The sequence below is a fragment of the Gemmatimonadaceae bacterium genome (genome assembly GCA_020851035.1).
Classification (GTDB): domain Bacteria; phylum Gemmatimonadota; class Gemmatimonadetes; order Gemmatimonadales; family Gemmatimonadaceae; genus JACMLX01.
Window position 1 is genome coordinate 123,715 of sequence record JADZDM010000002.1, and the last position, 21,502, is coordinate 145,216.

Annotated in this window: 11 protein-coding genes; 4 read left to right on the top strand and 7 right to left on the bottom strand. The window is 70.6% G+C overall.

Annotated elements, in window-relative coordinates; genetic code table 11:
• Window positions 1-62: 62 nt before the first annotated feature.
• The gene (locus IT355_01415; GenBank protein MCC7051893.1) at window positions 63-1,568 is read right to left on the bottom strand and encodes a hypothetical protein; all 1,506 of its coding nucleotides are present in this window, start codon (window positions 1,566-1,568) and stop codon (window positions 63-65) included.
• A gap of 41 nt (window positions 1,569-1,609) precedes the next feature.
• Window positions 1,610-2,299: a DUF1080 domain-containing protein gene (locus tag IT355_01420; protein ID MCC7051894.1), complete on the bottom strand. Its 690-nt coding sequence runs from the start codon at window positions 2,297-2,299 to the stop codon at window positions 1,610-1,612.
• 391 nt (window positions 2,300-2,690) lie between these two features.
• On the opposite strand from IT355_01420, the gene IT355_01425 reads away from it, so the two are divergent.
• The gene (locus IT355_01425) at window positions 2,691-5,366 is read left to right on the top strand and encodes a PAS domain S-box protein (protein MCC7051895.1); all 2,676 of its coding nucleotides are present in this window, start codon (window positions 2,691-2,693) and stop codon (window positions 5,364-5,366) included.
• A 21-nt stretch (window positions 5,367-5,387) separates the two neighbouring features.
• On the opposite strand, the gene IT355_01430 is transcribed toward IT355_01425, so the two are convergent.
• Window positions 5,388-6,833, bottom strand: a complete 1,446-nt coding sequence (locus IT355_01430; GenBank protein MCC7051896.1) for a hypothetical protein — start codon at window positions 6,831-6,833, stop codon at window positions 5,388-5,390.
• Between the two features lie 172 nt (window positions 6,834-7,005).
• Here IT355_01430 and IT355_01435 point away from each other — a divergent pair, with 172 nt between their 5' ends.
• Window positions 7,006-8,265, top strand: a complete 1,260-nt coding sequence (locus IT355_01435) for an exo-alpha-sialidase (GenBank protein ID MCC7051897.1) — start codon at window positions 7,006-7,008, stop codon at window positions 8,263-8,265.
• A gap of 229 nt (window positions 8,266-8,494) precedes the next feature.
• Window positions 8,495-11,224: a bifunctional YncE family protein/alkaline phosphatase family protein gene (locus IT355_01440; protein MCC7051898.1), complete on the top strand. Its 2,730-nt coding sequence runs from the start codon at window positions 8,495-8,497 to the stop codon at window positions 11,222-11,224.
• Window positions 11,225-11,319: 95 nt separating this feature from the next.
• Here IT355_01440 and IT355_01445 read toward each other — a convergent pair whose 3' ends face one another.
• The 3 genes from IT355_01445 to IT355_01455 form a co-directional block, all read right to left on the bottom strand.
• Window positions 11,320-12,714: a hypothetical protein gene (locus IT355_01445; protein ID MCC7051899.1), complete on the bottom strand. Its 1,395-nt coding sequence runs from the start codon at window positions 12,712-12,714 to the stop codon at window positions 11,320-11,322.
• 12 nt (window positions 12,715-12,726) lie between these two features.
• On the bottom strand, window positions 12,727-15,843 hold the full coding sequence (locus tag IT355_01450; protein ID MCC7051900.1) for a SusC/RagA family TonB-linked outer membrane protein: 3,117 nt from the start codon (window positions 15,841-15,843) through the stop codon (window positions 12,727-12,729).
• 152 nt (window positions 15,844-15,995) lie between these two features.
• Complete coding sequence (locus IT355_01455; protein ID MCC7051901.1) at window positions 15,996-18,302, bottom strand: S9 family peptidase; 2,307 nt, start codon at window positions 18,300-18,302, stop codon at window positions 15,996-15,998.
• Window positions 18,303-18,664: 362 nt separating this feature from the next.
• On the opposite strand from IT355_01455, the gene IT355_01460 reads away from it, so the two are divergent.
• Window positions 18,665-19,198 carry an HNH endonuclease gene (locus IT355_01460; GenBank protein MCC7051902.1) on the top strand — a complete coding sequence of 178 codons (534 nt, stop codon included), beginning with the start codon at window positions 18,665-18,667 and terminating at the stop codon, window positions 19,196-19,198.
• A 66-nt stretch (window positions 19,199-19,264) separates the two neighbouring features.
• Here the strand turns inward: IT355_01460 and IT355_01465 are convergent, their stop codons facing one another.
• Window positions 19,265-21,409 (bottom strand): methyl-accepting chemotaxis protein, encoded by a 2,145-nt coding sequence (locus IT355_01465; protein MCC7051903.1) that lies wholly within the window; start codon window positions 21,407-21,409, stop codon window positions 19,265-19,267.
• Window positions 21,410-21,502 lie beyond the last annotated feature (93 nt).

Here is a 21,502-nt window from a genome sequence, read left to right on the forward strand (position 1 = left end):
GTGGACGCGTTCCCACCCGACCGCGTCTCGCGAGCCTGCGGCGGGCGAGCGCTGATGGCCGCTCAGCTGCCGAACACCGCCAGCGACTGCGGGCGCAGCACGATGGTCTGGGCGCCGTCCCCGTCGGCGATGAGCGGCAGCCACTCCGATGGCCAGAGCGCCCGGTAGCTCGCCCCGGGTGCGAGGCCGCGCATCGGGACCGCCACCGCAGTGTCACCGGTGTTGATCGCCACGATGGTGAGCTCGGCGCCCGCACGCCGGATGAAGCCGAGCGACGCGCCCTGCACCACCACGTCACCGTAGCCGCCGGTGGCCACCGAGCGGCGGCGACGCAACGCCAGCATGGCGCGATAGAAGTGCAGCAGCGAATCGGGGTCGGCCCGCTGCGCCTCCACGGTGTGCGTCGCAGCGTTGACCGAGGGGCCGCGAAACGGCGTGCCGGTGGTGAAGGCGGGGCGATGATCGCCGTGGGTCCAGCTCATCGGCGTCCGCAGGCTCTCGTCGGCACGCATGTCGCTGCCGCCCGCCATGCCGATCTCCTCGCCGTAGTAGATGAATGGCACGCCCGGCTGCAGCAGGTACAGCGTCGCGGCCAGTTTCAGCCGGGCATGATCGCCGCCGAGCTGGTCGTACACGCGCTGGCCGGCGAAGGCGTCGTGGTTGGAGAGGATGGTGGCGATCGTCGGTGGTGCCACCGGCGGGAACCCGGCCACCAGTTCCAGCGCCCGCGTGTCACCGCGCGCGGCCGCGACCAGGTCGTGCTGGTGGCCGAATGCGAACGCACTCCCCCCCGGATGCATGCGGGCGAAGCCGAGCGGGTCCGCCGGCGCCTCCGTGACCATGTACCGATTGGCGTAGGTGTCGATGAGTTCCTCGAGCGACTTCACGATCGCGTAGCTCTCGCGCTGGTTCTGGTACGCGAGGGCGCCGTTCTCCACCAGGTTGCCGACGGCATCGAACCGGAAGCCGTCCACGCCGCGGTTGAGCCAGAAGCGGAGGTTGTCGTGGTGCCAGGCGAGCACCGCCGGGTTCCGCAGGTTCCAGTCGGGCATCTGGTCCCAGAACGCGGCGAAGTAGTGTCCGGTCGCGTCGGCGTGCCACGGGTCGCCGCCATAGATCGACCAGCCGCCGGGGTTCGTGTCCGCCCACAGGAACCAGTCGCGATACGCGCTGTCGCGCGCGGCCCGCGCCTCACGGAACGCCGGATGCGTGGCGGCGCCGTGGTTCATCACGTAGTCGAGGATCACACCCATGCCCCGCGCATGCGCCTCCGCGAGGAGTTGGTCGAAGTCCGCCATGCTGCCATACTGCGGGTCGATGGCGCGATAGTCGGCCACCGCATAGCCGTGATCGTGATCCTGGCTGGCCGTCACGGGCATCAGCCAGAGTCCCGTGACCCCGAGGTCGCGCAGGTAGTCGAGGCGCGCGATCAGGCCCTGCAGGTCGCCGATGCCGTCACCATCGCTGTCCTGGAAGGCACGCACGAAGACCTCGTACATGGCGCCGTGGTACCACTCGGGCGGGAGCGTGCTGCCCGGGTCCTGGTGCGGCACCGGTGCGTCGAACATCTGGCCTCGCGGCATACGGGATGGAGGGAGGTGCGCGGCGCTCAGCGGCGCGCGCGCATCGGGGTGAGGCGCACGGACCGGATCTCCAGTGGTGCGCCCTCGGACTGGAGGGCGATCTGCCCGCGATCGGCGGTGGCGCGCGTGCCCCGGTTCACCAGCGTGCCGTTCACCCAGACGGTGATCGCGCGGCCGGACGCCTCGATCACGATCCGGTTCCACTCACCGACGGCATGCTCACGTCCGTCGACCAGGTGCCGGATCCGCCGCCCCTTCCCCTCCGTGATGCCCCACTCCGCGCGCGGCCCGCGTCGGCGTTCCATGTCGGGCACCGTGATGTCCTCCACGATGCACCAGAAGTCTCCCGCGTTGCCGGATTCCATCTGCACCTCGATGGACTTCGGGAACATCGCGTAGAGCGCGCGCGGCGTGGAGGCGTGCACCAGCACACCGGCATTGCCCGGCGTGCCGGTGAAACGGTACTCCACCTCGAGGCGGTAGTTGCGGTGCACGGCATCGGTGATGAGGTGCCCGCGCGGTTCGCCGGCGACCACGATCATCCCATCGCGGACGCTGAACGGCGATGGCATGGACGGAGTCGTGTCGCGCACCGGCACATCGGCGTGCCAGCCGCTCAGGTCACGGCCGTTGAACAGGGCGCGTGCCTGCGCACCCACCAGGTGCGGCGCCGTCACTGCGGCTCCGATTGCCAGCCATGCCATCCGGTTCGTCATCCCTGCTCCGTGCTCTCGGCCTGTGTCACCGGGCGCTGATCCGCGCGCCATCGCCGGAAAGTTCAACCGGCCGCGACCGGCGCGACACCCTGCCCGCGACAAAGGCACGAATGCACGAGCTCGGCATCTCAGGTGAAGACGCACTCATCTTGCCGCCTCTGCATATGAAGAAACCACGCGGGCGGGACGTGCCGCGGGTGGCCGCTGCCATGGATCAACAGGTCCGGTCATCCCATTCCCTGCGCCTGCCGATACCTCATCCGGACACCGGTGTCCGCTGAAATGTCAGGCGGCCCGCCGGGTCACCGCGCACCGCCGCCTGCGGCGCGGGAATCAGGGAGCGATCGCCGGCCGTCGGCGGTCGCGCCGGATCGCATGAGTCTGGAGTGCAATGCCCGCGACGTCGTCCCACCAGGAAACAGAGCGCCGCCTGCGGCTTGCCGAAACGGCCGCCGTGCTCGCGCGCGTCGCCATCGTGTGCCTGCTGGTCTGGGTGGCGTACAGCTCCACGCAGGCCATGCGACGCGTCGAACGGTCCCAGGTGGTGCTGCACCGGCTCGAGCTGGTCCAGCGCGACATCCTCGAGGAGCGCGCGAACCGTCACGCGTACATGCTCACCGAAGACGCGGAGTCGCGCGTGGCGTATGCGGCTGCGGCGCAGCGGGCCGACGCGGACCTCGACACGCTCCGTCAGCTGACGCAGTTCGATCCCCTGCACACCGCCCGCATCGACTCCATCCGGGTCGCCTTCCGGGCCGCGGCGCGTCTCCGCACCGCCTCGCTCGCCGCAGCCACGCGCACCCACGCCGAGACGCGTGCCGTGCTCAACGCACCGGATCGTGCCCGGCTGCGCGCCGGCATCGCCCGACTCCTCGACCGCATGTCGGCCTCGGAACGCAACCGGCTGGCGGTCATGACCGCGGTGCAGCACCGCGGCCTCCGGGTGCAGGGCTTCTGCGCGCTGGCGGCCGTGCTCATCACCGCCATCGTGGGGATGACGACGCTGCGCTATCGCCGGCATCGCGCCGCGATGCTGCAGGCCAGCGCCACGACGTTCCGCCAGCTCGCCGAGGACAACCCGGACTGCGTGCTGGTGCACCGCGGCGGACAGCTGCTGTTCGCGAACGCCGCCGCGACCGCGGAGCTGGCCGGCACCCGCGCGATCGCGTCGCTCACGATCGACGACATCGTGCACCCGGACGACCATGAACTGATCCAGGCCCGCACCGCACACGTGCTCACGTCGCAGACGCCGACCACGCCGCTGGCGATCCGCTTCCTGCGGCACGACGGGACCGTGCTGGAAGCCGAGGCGCGCGGCGCCCCGATCGTGTTCGACGGTGCGGATGCGATCCAGGTGGTGCTGCGCGACCTCACCGGCCGGCGCGAGGCCGAGCGCGCGCTCCAACTCAGCGAGGCACGCTTCCGGGCCGTGCTCGGCGCGATGGCCGAGGGCGTCGTGCTGATGGACGAGACGCTCGCCATCCGGCTCAGCAATCCCGCGGCGCAGCAGATCCTCGGGTTCACGGCCGGTGAGATGGATGGACGCACCGCGTTCGATCCCGCGTGGCAGGCGATCGACGAGCACGGGAACGACCTCCTGGCCTCCGACCACTTCTGCACCATCGCCCTGCGCACCGCGCGACCGTCGTCCGGCGTGATGAGCATCACCCGCCCCGACACGGAGCGCGTCTGGATCTCGGTTCGCGCCGTACCGCTGTTCCAGCCGGAGGTGTCGGCTCCGTACGCCGTGGTCGTGACCTTCGAGGACATCACCCGCCAGCGGCAGGCCGAGGAGGAGCTGCGCCAGTCGCACAAGATGCAGGTGCTCGGCCGCATGGCCAGCGGCGTCGCGCACGACTTCAACAACCTGCTCACGATCATCCGGTCGTCGAGTGAACTCCTCCGCCTGGACGTGGGCACCGTGCCCGCCGCGGCGCAGACGCTGTCGGACATCGAGCTCGCAACCGACCGTGCCACGGCACTGACGGCGCACCTGCTCACCTTCAGCCGGCGGCAGCACATCGCGCCCGCCGTCATGCAGCCCGCGCCGCTGCTCCGCAACTCGGCGGCGCTGCTGCAGCGCATGGCCGGGGAGCAGGTCGCAGTGGAATTGCGCGTGGCACCGGCGCTGGAGCAGGAGTGGATCCGCGCCGACGCCGTGCGCCTGGGGCAGGTCCTGACGAACCTGGTGGGCAACGCGCGTGACGCGATGCCGCGCGGCGGCATGCTCCGGATCAGCTGCGATGTCATCGACGTCGGCGAGGCCATCACGCACCGGTTCGGCGTGGTGACGCCGGGCCGGCACGTGCGCGTGACCGTCGAGGACAACGGCAGCGGAATGACCGACGACGTGCTGGTCAACCTCTTCGATCCGTTCTTCACCACCAAGCCCCATGGCCGCGGCACGGGGCTCGGGCTGTCGATCGTGCACGGCATCGTGCACGAGGCCCAGGGCACCATCACCGTCAGCAGCAAGCCGGGGTTCGGCTCGTGCTTCACGGTGTACTGGCCCACCGCTGCCGCCCCCGACGCCAGCGACCCGGTTCCTCCCGCGAGGCCGCACCGCACGGACGCCACACCGGGCATCGGGCGCGGGCGACCGCCGCGGACGCGCGTCGCGGCACCGCCGGCGGCGGCGGGTCCCTTGCCGTCACCCGCAGATGCGCGACCGACGGTGCTGCTGGTGGACGACGACGAGAGCGTGCGGCGCGTGCTCTCCCGGCAGCTCGAGTCGGGCGGCTACGAGGTCCGCGTGGCCGGCGGCGGTCGCGAAGCGCTGGACCTCCTGCACGCGCCGGGTGCCGCCTACTGCGCGATGGTCACGGACGTGCGCATGCCCGGCATGAGCGGCATCGAGCTGGTGGAGACCATGCTCGCCGAGCACATCGACCTGCCGGTGCTGGTGGTGTCGGGACAGATGGACCGGCCGCTGCCCGATGCGTGGCCGGCCGATGCCGCGGTGAAGTTCCTGGCCAAGCCGATCAGCGGCGTGGCGCTGCGGCGGACCGTCGAGTCACTGATCAGCGAGCACGGCGCGGCGGCGGTGGCGGCAGGATCGGCCTGACGCCACGCCACGTCACACGCGTCACCGCATCAGGGCGGTGGCGCGGATCTGCTCCGCCTCGAGCGCGATGCGGTCGGCACGGTACTGCGCACTCCGCAGTGACTGCTCGGTGATGGTCTCGCCGTAGGTCGTGCGGAAGGCGGTTAGCAGCGGCGAGTACTTCGCGATCTCGTCCTCGAACTTGCGCGCGTCGCTCTTGAAGCCGTCAGTGCCCTGCGCGAGTGCGTTGTAGCCGGCGAAGAACACCGAGGTGAGCGTGTTGGCCCCACCGGCCCAGCGCCGCGTGTCCTCGGCTCGCGCCAGCTGGAAGGTGCCCGCGAGCAACGCCGTCGCGAGGGCGGCGATGCTGCGGCGGCGGCGGGCGTTGTCGCTCGAGTTGATGCGGTCACGCAGCTGCTCGAGCCGCTCGTCGAGCTCCTGCCCCGTGAGCGACGCGGCGGCGAGGAAGCGCGCATGGCCCGCCTGCTCGGTGCGCAGGCGCTCCGGCTCCATCCGGCCCCGCACGACCACGCGCGTCTTGCAGAGATCCGACTGGGCATTCTGCGCATCCACGGCGCGCCATTCGACCTCCACCAGGCGCTCGGCGGCGCCGTTCTCCACCGTGCCGTACGGAATCTCCCAGCGGTAGCCGCCCGAATCGACGCGCGCATTGGTGAGGTCGCGTTCGGGCCGGTAGCGGAGCGGGTCACCATTGGCGTCGGTGGCGGCCATCGGGAGCACCGTCGTCATGCCCTCGGCGGCCGTGACGGTCGCGATGGTGAGGGGACACTCGGGGCGCACGTTCAGGCCACTCACCGTGACGCCGAAGATCGCGGCCGCGATGTTGAGCCCATCGGAGGCCTCCACCTTGAACTGGTAGGTGGAGCCGTTGGAACTCGCGGAGAGCGGTGCGCGCCAGCGGAAGCGGCCCGTGGAGTCGACGGTGGCCGACGGGGAGCCGGGCGTGAGTTCCGTCACCGAGTAGCTGAGCGAGTCGCCGTCGGGGTCCGTGGCGCCGACCATGAAGTCCAGCGTGGTACCGGCCTGCACCTGCCGCGCCGAGATGCGGAGCATGGGCGCCCGCTGGGCGCGGTCCACGGTGAGCCGCACCTGTCGACAGGCCACGGTGGCGTCGCCGGCGCGTGCCGCGACGGTGAGGTAGTTGGCGCCCTCCATGCCGCGTCCCGGACGCCAGCGGAAGACGTTGCCGGCGTCCACCACTCCGCGATCAACGCCCATCGCGGCGAAGGAGATGCGACCGGCGGGTGCGTTGTTGAGGGACAGGCCGATGCGGACACTGTCCCCGACGAGGTATCTGACGCCGGGTTCGGCGTCGAGGGCGATGCTGGGTCCGCTGACGCGGATCGAGTCGGGGCCGGCGGCGGGGCACTCCGGCACCGGCGACTGGGCCAGCAGCGCGCCCGGGACGCAGGCGAGGAGCGCAAGGGCGACGGCAGTACGGCGGCTTTCGACACACGAACGACGCATCGAGTCAGAGCCTGTCAGGAGGGAGGGCCATGAGCGGGCAGCGGGCGTTGAGGCCACAAGATAATCCGGCCGGGTGGCGCGGTCCCCTGGTGCGTGCTTGCGGCGGCCGTGGTGGCGCACTTCACTTGGCGAGCGCCCCTGGTGGCGCCCCCTCCCTGCCGGAGCGTCGCGCATGCGGAACGGACAACGACGGAACGCCGGGCCGGCATCGGCCCGGACGGGACGGCTGCTCTGCAGCCTGGTACTCCTCGGCTGCGCCCGGGTGCCTTCCACGGCGGACTCCCTGGGTCCGCGGCTGGCGCTCGAGGCGCGCGTGGACGTGCAGGGTACCCGCACCCGCGAACCGATGGTGGTGCAGCACGGGTCAGGGGCGCTGCTGGTGGCTGGCTATGCCGTGCGCACCCAGGCGCTGTGGCGGAGCACCGATGGCGGCGCGCGCTGGGACAGTGTCGCGATCAGCGACGGGAGCAGCACCGCGGTCGGCAACTCCGACACCGACCTCGCCGTGGCACCGGACGGCACGATCTACTTCGCATCGATGACCTTCGACCGGAGCGTGGGTGAAGGGCGGCGGATCGCGATCGGCGTGTCGGACGACGCGGGTCGGAGCTTCCGCTGGACGGTGCTCTCCACCACACGGTTCGACGACCGTCCCTGGGTGAAGGTGGCCCCCGACGGCTCGGCGCACGTGATCTGGAACGACGGCAGCGGGGTGCGGTATGTGACCAGCCGTGACCGCGGCCGCACGTGGACCGACCGGCCGCGCATCAGCGCCCGTGGCGGGTCGAGCCATCTCGCGATCGGGCCCGGGGGCGTGATGGCGGTACGGGTGGCGCCGGTGTCGGCATCGGGGAACCGCTTCGATGCGAAGGCCGACCAGCTGCTGGTGAGCAGCGATGGTGGCACGACGTGGGTGGCGCGCATGGTGCCCGGCCGGCCGACGTGGCGGGCGGGTGACCTCTCGCGCTGGGTGGAGCCGCTGGCGTGGGATGCCCGCGGCGCGTTGTACGCGGCGTGGGCGGAGGACTCGACGCTGTTGCTGGCGCGGTCGGCAGACCGTGGCAGCACCTGGCAGACCTGGGTGGTCGCCCGTGGCGGCGACACGCCCTACTACCCGTTCCTGATCGCACAGGGAGATGGTGCGCTGGCCGTGACCTGGCATGCGGGTGAGGGTGAGCGGCTGCGCTGGCACGCCGCCCGCATCGAGGCCGGGGCGCGGATGCGGGCACCGAAGATCCGTCGCTCGTCGCCGCTGCCGTTGGACGCGTTCCGCTGGGATCCGCAGGCGGCCGGGCCGACGGCGGCGGCGCCGGTGCGCGCGCCGGCGGGGGAGTATCTCGCGGCGGTATTCCTCGCGGACGGCGGGGTGGGGGTGGTGACACCGGTGCAGACGCCCACGCGGGACGGGTTCACGTGGTGGAAGTTCCGGTGAGGTGCTGGTGGGAGTTCAAGGGGACGGGGATCTTGAGTTCAAGGGGACGGAGATCTTGAACCACGTGCCGGTTCAAGGGGACGGGGATCTCGAGTTCAAGATCTCCGTCCCCTTGAACGGCATCCCCATGGGAAGACGCGTTCAAGATCCCCGTCCCCTTGCACGGTCTCATTGAACGAACGCCCCGCGACGATCTGCCGGCCCTCCACCCCACCTCACTCGCTTGCGCATGCTCCTCCCGCTGCTCGCGCTGCTCCAGCAGCCTGCTCCCCCGCCGCCGCCCCGCACGGTCACCGACCCGGGCGTCGTGGCCGTGGGCCAGCGCGTCACCCCCGCCGGGGTGCAGACGGTGTTCGGCGGCCGCGTGGCCTCGGTCCGGTTCGGCGCGACGCCGGGTGAGGTATGGGCCGCCGTGCCGGGCAGTGCGTGGCGCATGGCGTGGCGGGACAACCGCGTCGTGGCGCGCGCGGAGTTCGCGGGTCGACCGGGCGTACACGGCATCGCGATGGATCCGGTCACGCGACGCGTGCTCGTGAGCTCGGTGAGCAAGCTCCCCGCCGCCGTCGCCGCCAGCCGCACGCCGGGCGGACCGCCGCTGGAGCGCGCGAAGTCGGTGGCGCAGCTCGTGGCCTACGACACCGACAGCGCCGCGACGATCACCATGCAATCCGGCCCGCTGGGCGACTTCATGGCTGGTGCACCGGCCATCGCGGCCACGCGCGGTGCGGACGGGCATCGCGTGGCCGTGCTGCCACTTCCCGCCGACGACAAGCTGGTCGTGCTCGACGCCGAGAACGGCACCACGCTGCGCACGGTGGCCCTCGGCGTGCTGCCCATCGCCGCGGTGCTCTCACCCGACGGGGCCGTGGCCTGGGTGAGCGTCTTCGGCGGGCCGAAACCAACGGGGCGGCAGCGGCGCGCCACGCAGTGCTGCGATCCCGCCGCCGAGCCGGTGCGTGTCGACGCGCGCGGGATCGCGTTGCCCGGCACGGTGGATCGTATCGACGTGACGACCGGCACCGTCACCCACCGCATTTCGGTCGGGGCACACCCCACCGGGCTGGCCTGGGACGAGGGACGCCAGCGGCTCTACGTCGCCAACGGCAACAGCGATGCGATCAGCGTGATCGACACCCGCCGCAACACCCTCGTCGCCACCATCGCGATCGCCCCGTTCCGCGAGCGCCGCATCGGCCTCACACCGACGGCACTCGCGCTCGCGCCGGATGGCGGCACGCTGTACGTGACGCTCGGCGGCGCGAATGCCGTGGCCGTGTACGACGTGCGCGACGCGGGGGCCACGCTGCGCGGCCTGATCCCCACCGGCTGGTACCCCAGCAGCATCGACGTCAGCGCCGATGGCACCACGCTCGCCGTCGGCACGCTCTTCGGCGTGGGTGCCGGCACCGGCCGCACCGCCGGCCGCGACGGACGCTACGTCTTCGCGGAGCGCGGCTCGCTGAACGTGATCCCGGTGCCGACCGACGCCGCGCTCACCGCGTACACCACCAGCGTGGCGGAGAACAACCGATTCCACCTCGCCAGCGGGCCGGCGGCGCCGTCGATCACGCCGCGTGCCGGTGTGGTGGCGCGCGCGGTGCCGGAACGGCCCGGCGAGGCAAGCCTGATCCAGCACGTGGTGTACATCATCCGCGAGAACCGTACCTACGACCAGGTGCTCGGCGACATCGGCAAGGGGGCCAGCGACTCCTCGCTCACGATGTACGGCCGCGATGTCACGCCGAACACCCATGCCCTCAGCGAACAGTTCGTCCTGCTCGACCACTTCTTCGCCTCGGGCGGCAACTCCGCCGACGGACACAACTGGCTGACGCAGTCGCTGGAGACGGCCTACCCGATGTGGCCCCTGTACTCCGGCCGCAGCTACCCGAGCGAAGGCAACGACCCCCTCACCTACTCGTCCGGCGGCTTCCTCTGGGAATCGGCGATGCGACTGGGACAGCGCGTGGTGAGCTTCGGCGAGTACGCGCCGGCGCCCAGCGATTCCGTGCCGGCGATGCGCGCGCGGCTGATGGCGATGTTCCGCGATTCGACCACGTACAGCGCCGCGCTGGCCCGGCGCACCCTCGCGCGCACCTACACCACCCGCAGCGAGATCCCGAGCCTGGACCGCATCCTCGTGCGCGAGTATCCCGGGTGGACGCAGGAGGTGCCCGACGTGGTGAAGGCGGACGTGGTGCTCGAGCACCTGAAGGAATGGGAGGCGGCGGGGCGGATGCCGAACCTCTCGCTGATCATCCTGCCGAACAACCACACGCAGGGCACGAGCCCCGGCTGGTGCACGCCCGCCGCCTGCGTCGCCGACAACGACCTGGCACTCGGCCGCCTGGTGGACGCGCTCAGCCACTCGTCGTTCTGGAAGTCGATGGCGATCCTCGTGGTCGAGGACGACGCGCAGAACGGCGTGGACCACATCGACGGGCACCGCACGGTGGCACTCGCGATCAGTCCATACGCGCGACGCGGCGTGATCGACAGCACGTTCTACAGCCAGCCCAGCATGGTGAAGACCATCGAGCTGATGCTCGGCCTGCCGGCGCTCACGATGTTCGACCTCGTGGCCACCGACATGCGCGCGAGCTTCATCGGTCCCGGCGAGGCGCCCGACTTCACGCCGTACCGGGTGCGGCAGCCGCGCCAGTCGCTGTACGACGTGAACCTGCGGGTGGGCGAGATCACCGGACCCGATGCCGCGGCCCGTCGTGCCGCTGCGGTGGCCAGCGCGCGGATGAACTTCCGCGAGCCTGACGCCGCGCCGACGGAGCGGCTGAACCGGATCCTGTGGGCCGAGTCGAAGGGGTGGCGCGTGCCCTATCCGGAGGTGAAGCGGTCGCTGTTCTTCCCGCTGGCGGTGGACATCGAGGATGAGGACCGCGAGGAGCGTGCGGAGCGGCGCGCCGTGCGACCGGTCCGGAAGCCGGCGCGTGACAGGCGGTGACCGTGACACCCACGCACGGCCCCGATACAGGCGACGCCCCGAAGCCGTGAAGCTCCGGGGCGTCGCACTGCAACGGACGGGGACGTGCGATGCGGCTACGGATTGCGATCCGTGCACCCCTTGAAGTTCGGGTTGTTCCGCTCGTCGGTGACGACCGGCAGGTTCACGTCCACGCCGTAGCTCCCGCCCTTGTAGTGCACGCCTTGCGGGAAGGTGCTGGCGGCCGTGCGGCCATACTGGCGGATGAGGCGGCGCAGGTCACCGAGCCGCTGGCCGCGCGAGAAGGTCCAGAAGGCCTTCTCGCGGAAGAGCAGTGCGAGCCGTGCGTCATCGGTGCCCGGGTCGACCAGCGCCGGCAACGCCGCCGGCGAGACCTCGCCGAGCTTCGGCGGGGCAGCGCGCAGGGCATTCAGGATCGTCAGCCAGCTGCCGCTGCCGTTCTTGAGTTCCACTTCCGCCTCGACCAGCCGGGCATCGATACCGTTCGCCACGTCCACGGAGGTGAGCTGTCCGTAGATGGTGGTGGTGCGGGCATACGTCTGCCCATCCTGGCCGTTGATGGCGCCGGTGGTCGGGATGGTGGTGGGAATGCGCGGATCGCGCGACGACGCGAAGGGCAGCGCATTGGCGACGGGGATGTTGCGGGCATTCCCCTCCACGCTGTCACCCACGCTGTAGCGGCGTGAGCTCAGCCCCTGCCCCCAGAGTGTGTTGGTGCCGGTGGTGAGCGAGAACGTGTGCTGGTAGGCGAACGCCGTCGGGATGCCGGCGACGAAGGTACCGGCGCCGGTGAAGTCGGCGACGGCCAGCGCCACGCGCGCACGCGCCACGCGGGAGGCCCGGTTGATCAGCGTGCTCTGGGCGTCGGTGCCGTTCGCGAACGCGATCGCCGAGTCGAGGGACGCCGCGGCCAGCGCGAAGACCGCCGCGTTGGACAGGGGTGCGCTGTTCTCGGGCGGGATCCCGCCGGTGGCCCCGATCGGGATGCCGTTGCAGAAGTCGAGCGCGAGCTGCATTTCGGAGTAGCCCCGGGCGAGGTACATCTCGGCGATGCTGGCACGGGCCGTCGGGTTGAACTGCGTCAGCGCCTCGAGCGCGGCGTTGGCGCGGGTCCGCACGCGATAGAGCACGCGCAGCTGCGTGGTGACGGACCCGTTCTGCTCGCGGATGCGCCGCTGGTCGGTCTCGTCGTTCTCGATGAAGGTGGAGCTGGTGGCCCACTCGTCGGCCAGCAGGCCGCCGAAGAGCCAGGTGCTCTCGCCGGCGCCGGTGCTGGTGCGGAACGTGGCCACCGCACCGTTGGCCAGCGCGTTGGCGGCTTCCAGCGAGTTGACGTTGGCCGGGATGATGATGTCCGGGTCGGTGACGGAGAGCAGGCGGTCGTTGGCCGCCTGGCAAGCGGTGAGCGAGAGCAGGACAGCGGCCGCGGTGCCGAGGCGCACCCGCGAGGAACGCCGGCCCGTCATGTTCGTCGTGTTGATGAGAGACATGGGTCGTGGCTCCTAGTAGCCGAGATTGAAGCGGAACGTGAAGTAGCTCGGCGGGGCGATGGTCTGGAACTCGGACGGCGCATCGGTGCCGCTGGTGGTGTTGAAGCCCGACTCCGGGTCGGCGCCGCGGTACTTGGTCCAGAGGCGCAGGTTCCGGCCGGCGAGCACCACCGACAGGCTGCGGGCCTTCAGCAGGCGTGAGGCCAGCGCAGGCGAGAACGTGTACTCGAGCGAGGCCTCGCGCAGCCGGACGAAGCCGCCCTGCTGCAGGAAGCCGTCCAGCGAGCGCACGACATGCTCGTTGGCCGCGATGTTGGTGGCCTGGTCGATGAGGTCCGCGTCCAAGTTGTTGCGGCCGCTGCAGTTCGGGCGGGTGCAGCGGATGCGATCGGTGTTGTTGTACCACAGGTTGCCGCGCCGGATGTCCCACATCGTGTTGAAGCGCAGCTTGTGGTTCAGGAACTCGAAGCCGTTGGTGACGGTGGTGTTGTAGCGCGGCGTGGCATAGCCGCGGAACACCGACGTGTCGGCCACGAACACCTCGTTCCGCGCGGTGTCGGCATAGTAGGTGAGCAGCCCGTCGCCATTCTTGTCCTGCCAGCCGAGGATCGGCTGCGCCCAGTAGCCGGCGATGGGATAGCCGGCCACGGTGCGGGTCACGGTGCCGATCTGTGGCGGCGTGTCACCCAGCGACTGCACCACGTTGGCGTTGCCTGACGCGGAGACGTTCACGTCCCACGTGAAATACGACCGGTTCATGATCTGCGCCGTGACGCCCAGTTCCCAGCCGCTGTTCTTGACCGAACCGAGGTTGCGGAGCTGGGTGGTGACCGAGCCGTACGACGGCGGCAGCACCGCGGCGATGAGGGCGTCCTTGGTGATCTTGTGGTAGTACGTGACGTCCAGGCTGAGGCGGCTGTTGAACATGTTCGCCTCGAACCCGGTCTCGTTCTCCGTCGAGCGTTCCGGCTTCAGGTCCGGGTTGCCGAGCGCCGACTGCACCAGGGTGGGCTGGTCGGCGTTCTGCAGGTTGGTGGTGCCAGCGCCGAAGAAGAGGAGGGCGTCGTTCGGGCCCGGCTGCACGCCGGACTGCCCGTACGCATACCGCAGGCGCAGCGACGTGAGCCACGAGGGCGACTTGAACCAGTCCTCCCCGGAGATCAGGTACGATGCAGAGGCCTTGGGATAGACGATGCTCTGGAAGTTCGTGCCGAAGGCCGAGTTCTGGTCACTGCGGACGGCGGCAGTGAGGAAGAGCCGGTCATTGATGGAGAGGGCCTGCTCCACGAACACACCGAACGTCTTGGTGATCGTGGTGGCCTCGGAGACCGACGGCGACGTGCCGGACCCCACGTTCTGCGACGCCGGCGCGAGCTGCGTGGAGCCGGTGGACGCGAGGGCACTGCGGAATCCGATGTACTGCGCACCGGCGGTGGTCTTGTGCGACAGGCCGAACAGCCGGTACTGCGCCGTCGAGCCGACATCCACGGTGAGGTTGTTGGTGGACACCCGGCCGATGCCGCGCGAGCCGAGCCGCGTGGTGGCCGTCAGCGGCGGTCCCTCACCGCGATAGAGCAGGTTCTCGTCACTGAGCGAGGTGAAGTCGTTGCCGACCGTGGCGCGGTTGGCGAGCCAGGTGAACGGCCGCCAGTTCGCCTGCGCCGACCAGATGAACCGGTTCACCGCCTGGGCCGTGTTCTCCTGCCAGGAGTAGCCGGGCGTCCAGGCGCGATAGCCGTTGAGTGGGGTGCCCAGGCCGCTGACGGTGCCGTTGGCGCGGGTGCCCGGCCCGCCGAACACCTGCGAGCCCAGCCCGGCGGTCGCGTTCGACTCGAGCGAGTACCGCTGCGCGATGTTGATGAAGTTGGTGGCCATCCCCAGCTCGAGCTTCGGCGAGATGGTCGCGTTCAGGTTTGCACGCAGCGAGCGCCGGTTCATCTGGTTGGGTCGGTCGGTCCACGAGCGGATCGGAAGGCCCACCGAGTCGAAGCGCGCGCGCTCGAACTCCGGGAGTTCCAGCACGCCGACCTCGTGTTCGTCCTCGGCGGCCACGAAGTAGCGCACCGCGTCGCTGCCGCCCGAGACCTGCACGCCCACCTGGCGGCGGTTGCCGGTGGAGAGCGGCGTGAGGTCCTTCTCCTCGAAGATGTTCAGCGAGCTGGTGGAATCGGCCAGGCACTCCCCGGTGCCGACGCGCTGCAGGTTGCAGAACGCCCGCGACGAGACGGTCTCGGTGGGACGTTTGCCCCAGAGGCTGTAGGCGGTTGGATAGGTGTTGCGATCCACGACCGTGCCGCCCTCGCTGTACACCGACCAGCGCGGGGCGCCGGCGCGGCCCTTCTTGGTCGTCACGAGGATCACGCCGTTGGCGGCGTCGGTGCCGTAGAGCGTGGCGGCCGACGGACCCTTCACGATCTCGATGCTCTCGATCTCGTCGGGGTTCAGGTCGCCGATCCGGCTGGCGTTGTTGCCGCCGGTGTTGCCGCCCACGCCGTTGCCGGTGGGGGCGTTGAAGTTCTGGTTGGTGCTGGTCATGCGGATGCCGTCGATGATCCAGATCGGCTCGTTCGACAGGCTCACCGAGTTGCTGCCGCGGATGCGGATGCGGGCACCGGTGCCGGTCTGCGTGCCGCTGGTCACCGTGACGCCGGGCGCGCGGGAGTTCAGCAGGTCGTTGAGGTTGGCCACCGGAGCCGACTCGACGAGGCTGGCCACGTCGATGTTCGCGGTCGCGTTGCCGATCTCCTCGCGCCGCTGCTCGCCGGTGGCGGTGGTGACGACGGCAGCGAGTGCGATGGCCGCCTGGTTCATCGCGACGTCCACCGTCGCGGTGGCGCCGGCGGTGACGGTCACGCGGCGCGTCTGCTCGGCGTACCCCACGCGCAGCACGCGGACGGTGTAGGTGGCCGGCGCCACGTTGCGGAAGGTGACGCGGCCGTCGGCCAGCGTCTGGTTGGCGATGTTCGTGTTCAGGATGAACACACGCGCAGACTCAACCGGTCGCTGGTCGGCCGCACTGGTGACCCGCACGACGACGGTCCCGCCCGCAGGTTGCTGCGCGCGCACAGGGAGGGCGGCGAGCGCCAGCAGCGCCGCCAGCGCCGCGGAACGGCGCCAGTAAGTGGACATGACTGAGTCTCCAGGGTGGGTGGGAGCGCCCGGTGTGGTGGCCACCGGGGTGCAGCAGGACCTCGACCTTCCGACGCCGTCACGGCGTCACGTGCACCTGCACGACCACGTTCACAGGCACGAGCACCGACCGGTCGCCGGGCAGCCGCGCCTCAGGGCACTGCCGCCGCCGGACGCGCCGGCGTCGGTTCCTCCACCGTGCGCAGCACGTCGCGCCACGCGAAGCGATGCCCGGAGTTCCGGACCCAGTAGTCCATCCACGCCATCTCGGCCGTCGCCTTCAGCAGCTGGTTGCGCGCATCCGGGATGCCGTGCGTGTTGCCGGGATAGACGTAGAACTCCGTCGGCACGCCAAGGCGCTTGAGTGCCATGTGCAGCCCCTCGCTCTCCGGGCGTGGTACGCGCGGGTCCCCGTCCACCACGTGGATCATCGTCGGCGTCTTCGCGTTCCGGATGTACGCCGCCGGCGACTGCTTCCACCAGTGCAGCATGTCGTCCCAGTACATCTTGTCGCCCAGGTACCACTGGCGCCCGCGCTGCGTGTCGCTCTCGCCGTACATCGAGATCCAGTTGTAGACGCCGGCACCGGTGGAGATCGCCTTGAAGCGGGTGGTGTGCGTCAGGATCCAGTTGGACCAGTGGCCACCGGCGCTCCACCCCAGCACCCCCATCCGCGTACTGTCCACCAGGCCGCCGCGGATCAGGTGGTCCACCCCGGCCATGATGTCCTCGTAGCCCTTCGTGAAGTAGTCACCCTGGCTCTCGATCTCGAACCGCTGACCGTAGTTGGTGCTGTTCCGGTAATTGGGCAGCAGCACCATGTAGCCAGCGCCGGCGTACACCTGCGAGCCGTATCCGCCGTTGAACGTGAGCACGTCGGCGGACTGCGGCCCGCCGTGGATGGAGACGATCAACGGGTAGCGCGTGCCAGCCTGGTACCCCACGGGCTTCACCAGCACCCCACCCACCGGCGTGCCATCCCTGCCCCGCCAGGTGATCTCCTCGGCCGCGCCGAGAGCACGGTCGCGCACCCACGGATTCGCGTCCGTGAGCTGGACCCAGGTGCCGCGCTCGGCGATGGCCCGGGACGAGGGCACTGCGAAGATCGTCGCCGGCATCCGCGGATCGCTGCGCGTGATGAAGATCCGGTCGGTGTCGTCATCCTGCGTGGCGCGCAGGCTCGCCTGCTCCGCGGTGAGCGGCGTCACGCGATTGGCGGCGATGTCCAGCGCGGCCACCTGGTCCGTCGCCTTGATCCCGACGTTGAAGTAGATCGTGCCGCCGTCAGGCGCCCAGAAGCCGATCGTCACGGGCCCGTCGAACCCGGCGCCCAGCTTCCGGAACGCGGCGCCCTTCGCGGCGACCTCGCGCAGGTACACGCGCAGGTTGTGGCGCATGATGAAGTCGTCCGGCGCCGAGAACGCCACCAGCCGACTGTCCGGCGAGAAACTCACGCTGCTCTCACCGATCTCGCGGTTGGTGGTCAGTCGCTCCACCACACCGGAGGACACGTCCAGCAGGTACAGGTCAGCGAAACCGTTCTGCTCGAGGATGTTGCGCTCGAACCGGCTGGTGCTCAGGCCGTGGAAGCCGATCCAGCGTCCATCCGGCGACAGGCTCATGTCGCCGACGCTGTAGGTCGAGTCACGCGTGAGCCGCGTGGTGCGCTGCGTCTCCACGTCCAGCGCCCACAGGCTGTAGAGCGGGGTCTCCGCGTTCCGCACCCGCACGTCGAAGCGCTTCTCGAGGCGGAGCCGCTCGTCGCCGTCCACGGTGTCGGGCGCCGCGTAGAAGATCCGGCGTCCGTCGGGCGAGAAGCGCCACAGGCCCACCCCGGTGGGGTGCCGCAGCAGCGGCGTCGCGGCAACCGGCGAGCCGGCCAGCAGCGTCGAGACAGGCAGCACGAAGAGCTGTTCCTGGGTCGCGATGCCGGAGCGATAGGCCAGCCACTTCCCATCGGGCGAAAAGGCGAACGTAGTCACGCCGTCCTTCGCGTCGGTGATGCGGCGCGCCTCGCCGCCGTCGGGGCGCATGAGGTACAGCTGCGATGACGCGCCACCCATCCCGCCGCCAGCTGCCGGCGGCGGATACTGCATGCCCGGACCCGCCGTGGGGAGTGTGCTGCCCCGCGGCGCGCCGCCACCGCCGGCCGGTGCATCACGGTCGGAGAGGAAGACGAAGAAGCGCCCGTCCCTCGACCAGGCGGGGTTCGTCTCGTTCTTCTCGGCGGTGAAGGTGAGCTGGCGTGCGCTGGCAATGCCTTGCGAGAGCGACACGAGGTGGAGATCCGACTGACGACGCGCCTCCTTCCAGTCGGGCGTGCTCGTCACGTACACCGCCCACTTGCCATCCGGGCTGGGCACCGGCACCTGCACCTGGCGCATGGACTGCATGTCCAGCCAGGTCATCGGGCGCGGCGCGGGCGCGGCACCCTGCTGCGCCGCGAGAGCGGCCGGCACGAGTAGCGCCCCGGTGTGCAGCGCGGCGGCGCACGCGGTGTGCGCGACACGGAACGACCAGCGTGAGGGCGTGCGCGATGGAGCGGTGCGCTGCGATTGCATCGGCGGGCGGGAAGCGGGGAGGCGAGCAGCCGGCATCGACGGGTGACCTGCGGCGCGAGGGAGGCGCGCCCTGACGAACCTGCGCGAACCGGTCACGTCGCGCAAATGGGCAACGCGTGCCCTCCCGAAGTCGTTGGTGCCGTCGGCTGCCCCCCGCCTGTCATGGCAATGGCGCCGCCGCCCCGGGCGCGACGGCTGACCCCGGCGTCGCTCGCCCGCTAGGATTCAGCTTCGCCGATCACCGTCGCCCACCCTGCTCCATGCCCTCTCGCTCCAACCCGAAGCCCGCCGCGCACCCGAAGCCGGCCGCCGCCGCACACGCGGCCGCGAAGAAGGCACCCGCTGCCAAGCGGTCCCGCTCACGCCGCGGACGCGGTGGCGGCGGTGGGGCCGCCAGCCAGGAAAGCGCGCTGTCGTCGATGCCCACCGGCCGCGCGGCGTATGCCGAGACGCGGCGCTGGCTGGTCGCGCGGCACGGCAACACCTGCGCCTACTGCGCCCGCAAGGTGCGCGCGCAGGAGATCACGCTCGACCACGTCGCGCCGCGCCGCGGCATGACGGCCTATGACCGACGGGACAACCTCGTCCTCTGTTGCCTCGCCTGCAACATCGCGAAGGCCGACAAGACGACCATGGCATGGCTGCTCGCCAAGCGCAACCGTGCCGTGCAGCTCATCCGCTTCGGCGGCCACCTGAGCGAGGGACTGGTGGAGATGGCCCGCGACCTCGCCGGTCCCGAGGGCGTGGCCCTGGCCGAGCGGCTCTCCGATCCCGACTATCCGTACTCGGACTGACAGCACAGCGGGGTCGCGCGGCGGCTGGCTGCCACGCGACCCCGCCGTGCCGCCCTGCACCGCCCGCTAGAAGGCGCTGAGGGTCGACGAGTCGTCGTCGTCGAACGGGATCAGGTCCGCGGCGCGGCCGGCCTTGCTGCCGGACAGCGCCGGCTCGGACACCGGCATCGGGTTCCGCCGGCCTGCTCCACTGCGCGGAATCGGCGGCGCCGGTCGCGCCTGCGACGGACGGGGACGCACCACCGGTCGCGCCGACTCGCGCACCGGATCACGGCCCGCCGCGCGCGTGAGTGTGAACTCCGACACCGTGTCGCGCAGGGTCTGCGCCTGGCTCTCGAGCTCGGTCGCGGCGCTCGCGGATTCCTCCGCGTTGCTCGCGACCTGCTGCGTGACACCACTGATCTGGTCCACGGCCTGCTTGATCTGCGACACCCCCTCCACCTGCTGCTCGGTGGCGGCGGAAATCTCGGCCGTCACCAGTGCCACCTTCTCCACCCGGTCGTTGATGCGGTGCAGGCTCTGCATCACCTCGCCATTGATCGCCACACCCCGATCCGCGCTCATCTGGCCCTGCTCGATGAGGGTGGCGGTGTTCTTCGCGGCTTCCGCGGCCCGCAATGCCAGCGAGCGCACCTCCTCGGCCACCACCGCGAAACCGCGTCCGGCGTCACCCGCACGCGCCGCCTCGACGGCGGCGTTCAGCGCAAGCAGGTTAGTCTGGAACGCGATCTCGTCGATGGTCTTGACGATGCGCGCAGTGTCCGCGCTGGACTTGCGGATCTCCTCCACCGCCTGGGTGAGCCGCTCCATCCGTGCCGTGCCCTCGGCCGTGTCACTCTTCGCACTGGCCGCGAGCGCGCGGGCCTCACCGGCGTTGGAGGCACTCTGCTGCGCCATCGACGCGAACATGTGCACGCTGGCCGACACCTGCTGCAGGCTGGCCGCCTGCTCACTCGCGCCGCTGGCCAGCGCCTGCGCGGCGCCGGTGATCTGCCCGCCTGCCGACGCCACCTGCTCGGCGGCCGCGTTGACCTGCACCAGTGTCTGATCGAGGTTCTCGACGGCGGAGTTGACGGCCGACTTGATCGCCGCGTACGCGCCCTGGTAGTCGCCGGTCATCCGCACGCTCAGGTCCCGCTCCGCGACACGCGCGAGCACGGCCTGCACCTCACCGACCGGCGCTGCCACCGCGTCGAGCGTGCCGTTCATGCCGGCGACCAGGTCGCGGAACGCGCCGGCGTACTTCATGGCGTCGGCACGATCGTTCAGCGCACCGGCCTGTGCCCCAGTGGCGAGCGTCTGGGTCTCCGTGACGAGGTCGCGCACCACCGACTGCGTGCCCTGCAAGGCGGCCATCGTGGCCTGCATGTCGCCGAGCATCAGGTCCACGCTGCGTGAGAGGTCACCCAGCTCGTCACGCCCGGTGTCGCGCAGCGGCTCGACGTGCGCCGTGACCGTCGCCGTGAGGTCGCCCTGCGCCATGGACTCCAGCGCGCGACGCATCCCGGTGAGCACCTTGGACTGCACCTCGGACGCCAGCGTGGCCACGCCAGTGACCGTCCGGCTGATCCGCGAGGCGATCGAGAGCGAGATCACCACGCCGAGGACGATGCAGACGGCGATCAGCGCGATCACCGTGAGCCGGCCGGCGTGGAAGGTGCTGGTGGCCTCGGCGGTCGAGGCCGCCGCGCCGTCGTTGTTGAACTTCACGATCGCAACCAGCGCCGTGTCCATCGCATAGAAGAGCGGACGCGACTCCGTCACCATCCGTGCCTGCGCGATGTCGAGCTGCCCGGAGGAGCGGATGAAGGTGAGCTGGTCCCAGTGCTTCTCGAGCACCGCCAGCCGCTGCGTGAAGAGCGCATAGTTCGCGCTGTCGGCCGTCGTGACGATGGTCGGCTCGTACTCCTTCATCGCGGCGCCGAGCGCGGCACGCGCCTCCTCGAGCTGCGCGACGCCGATCTTCTCGCCGGCCTCCGAGGAATCGGCGAGGAAGCGGAACTGCGCGATGCGGAACTCCAGCGCGGCGGTCCGGATGTCGCGCGCCGCGTCCACGCTCGGCATCCAGTAGGTCGTGATCCGCTCCGTGGCGCCGTTCATCGTCGCCATCTCGTAGACGGCGAAGCCGCCGAGCAGGGTCGTGAGGGTGAGCACGCCGCCAAAGGCCACCAGCAGCCTGGCGCGAAGCTTCAGGTTCGAGAACCACTGCATCAAGATCGTCTCCGGACGACGGGTAGGTGGCCGACTGCACTGCCGGACGGCCTGTCTCAATTGTCGGCGCCCGACGGGCGAACTTGAGGTCGT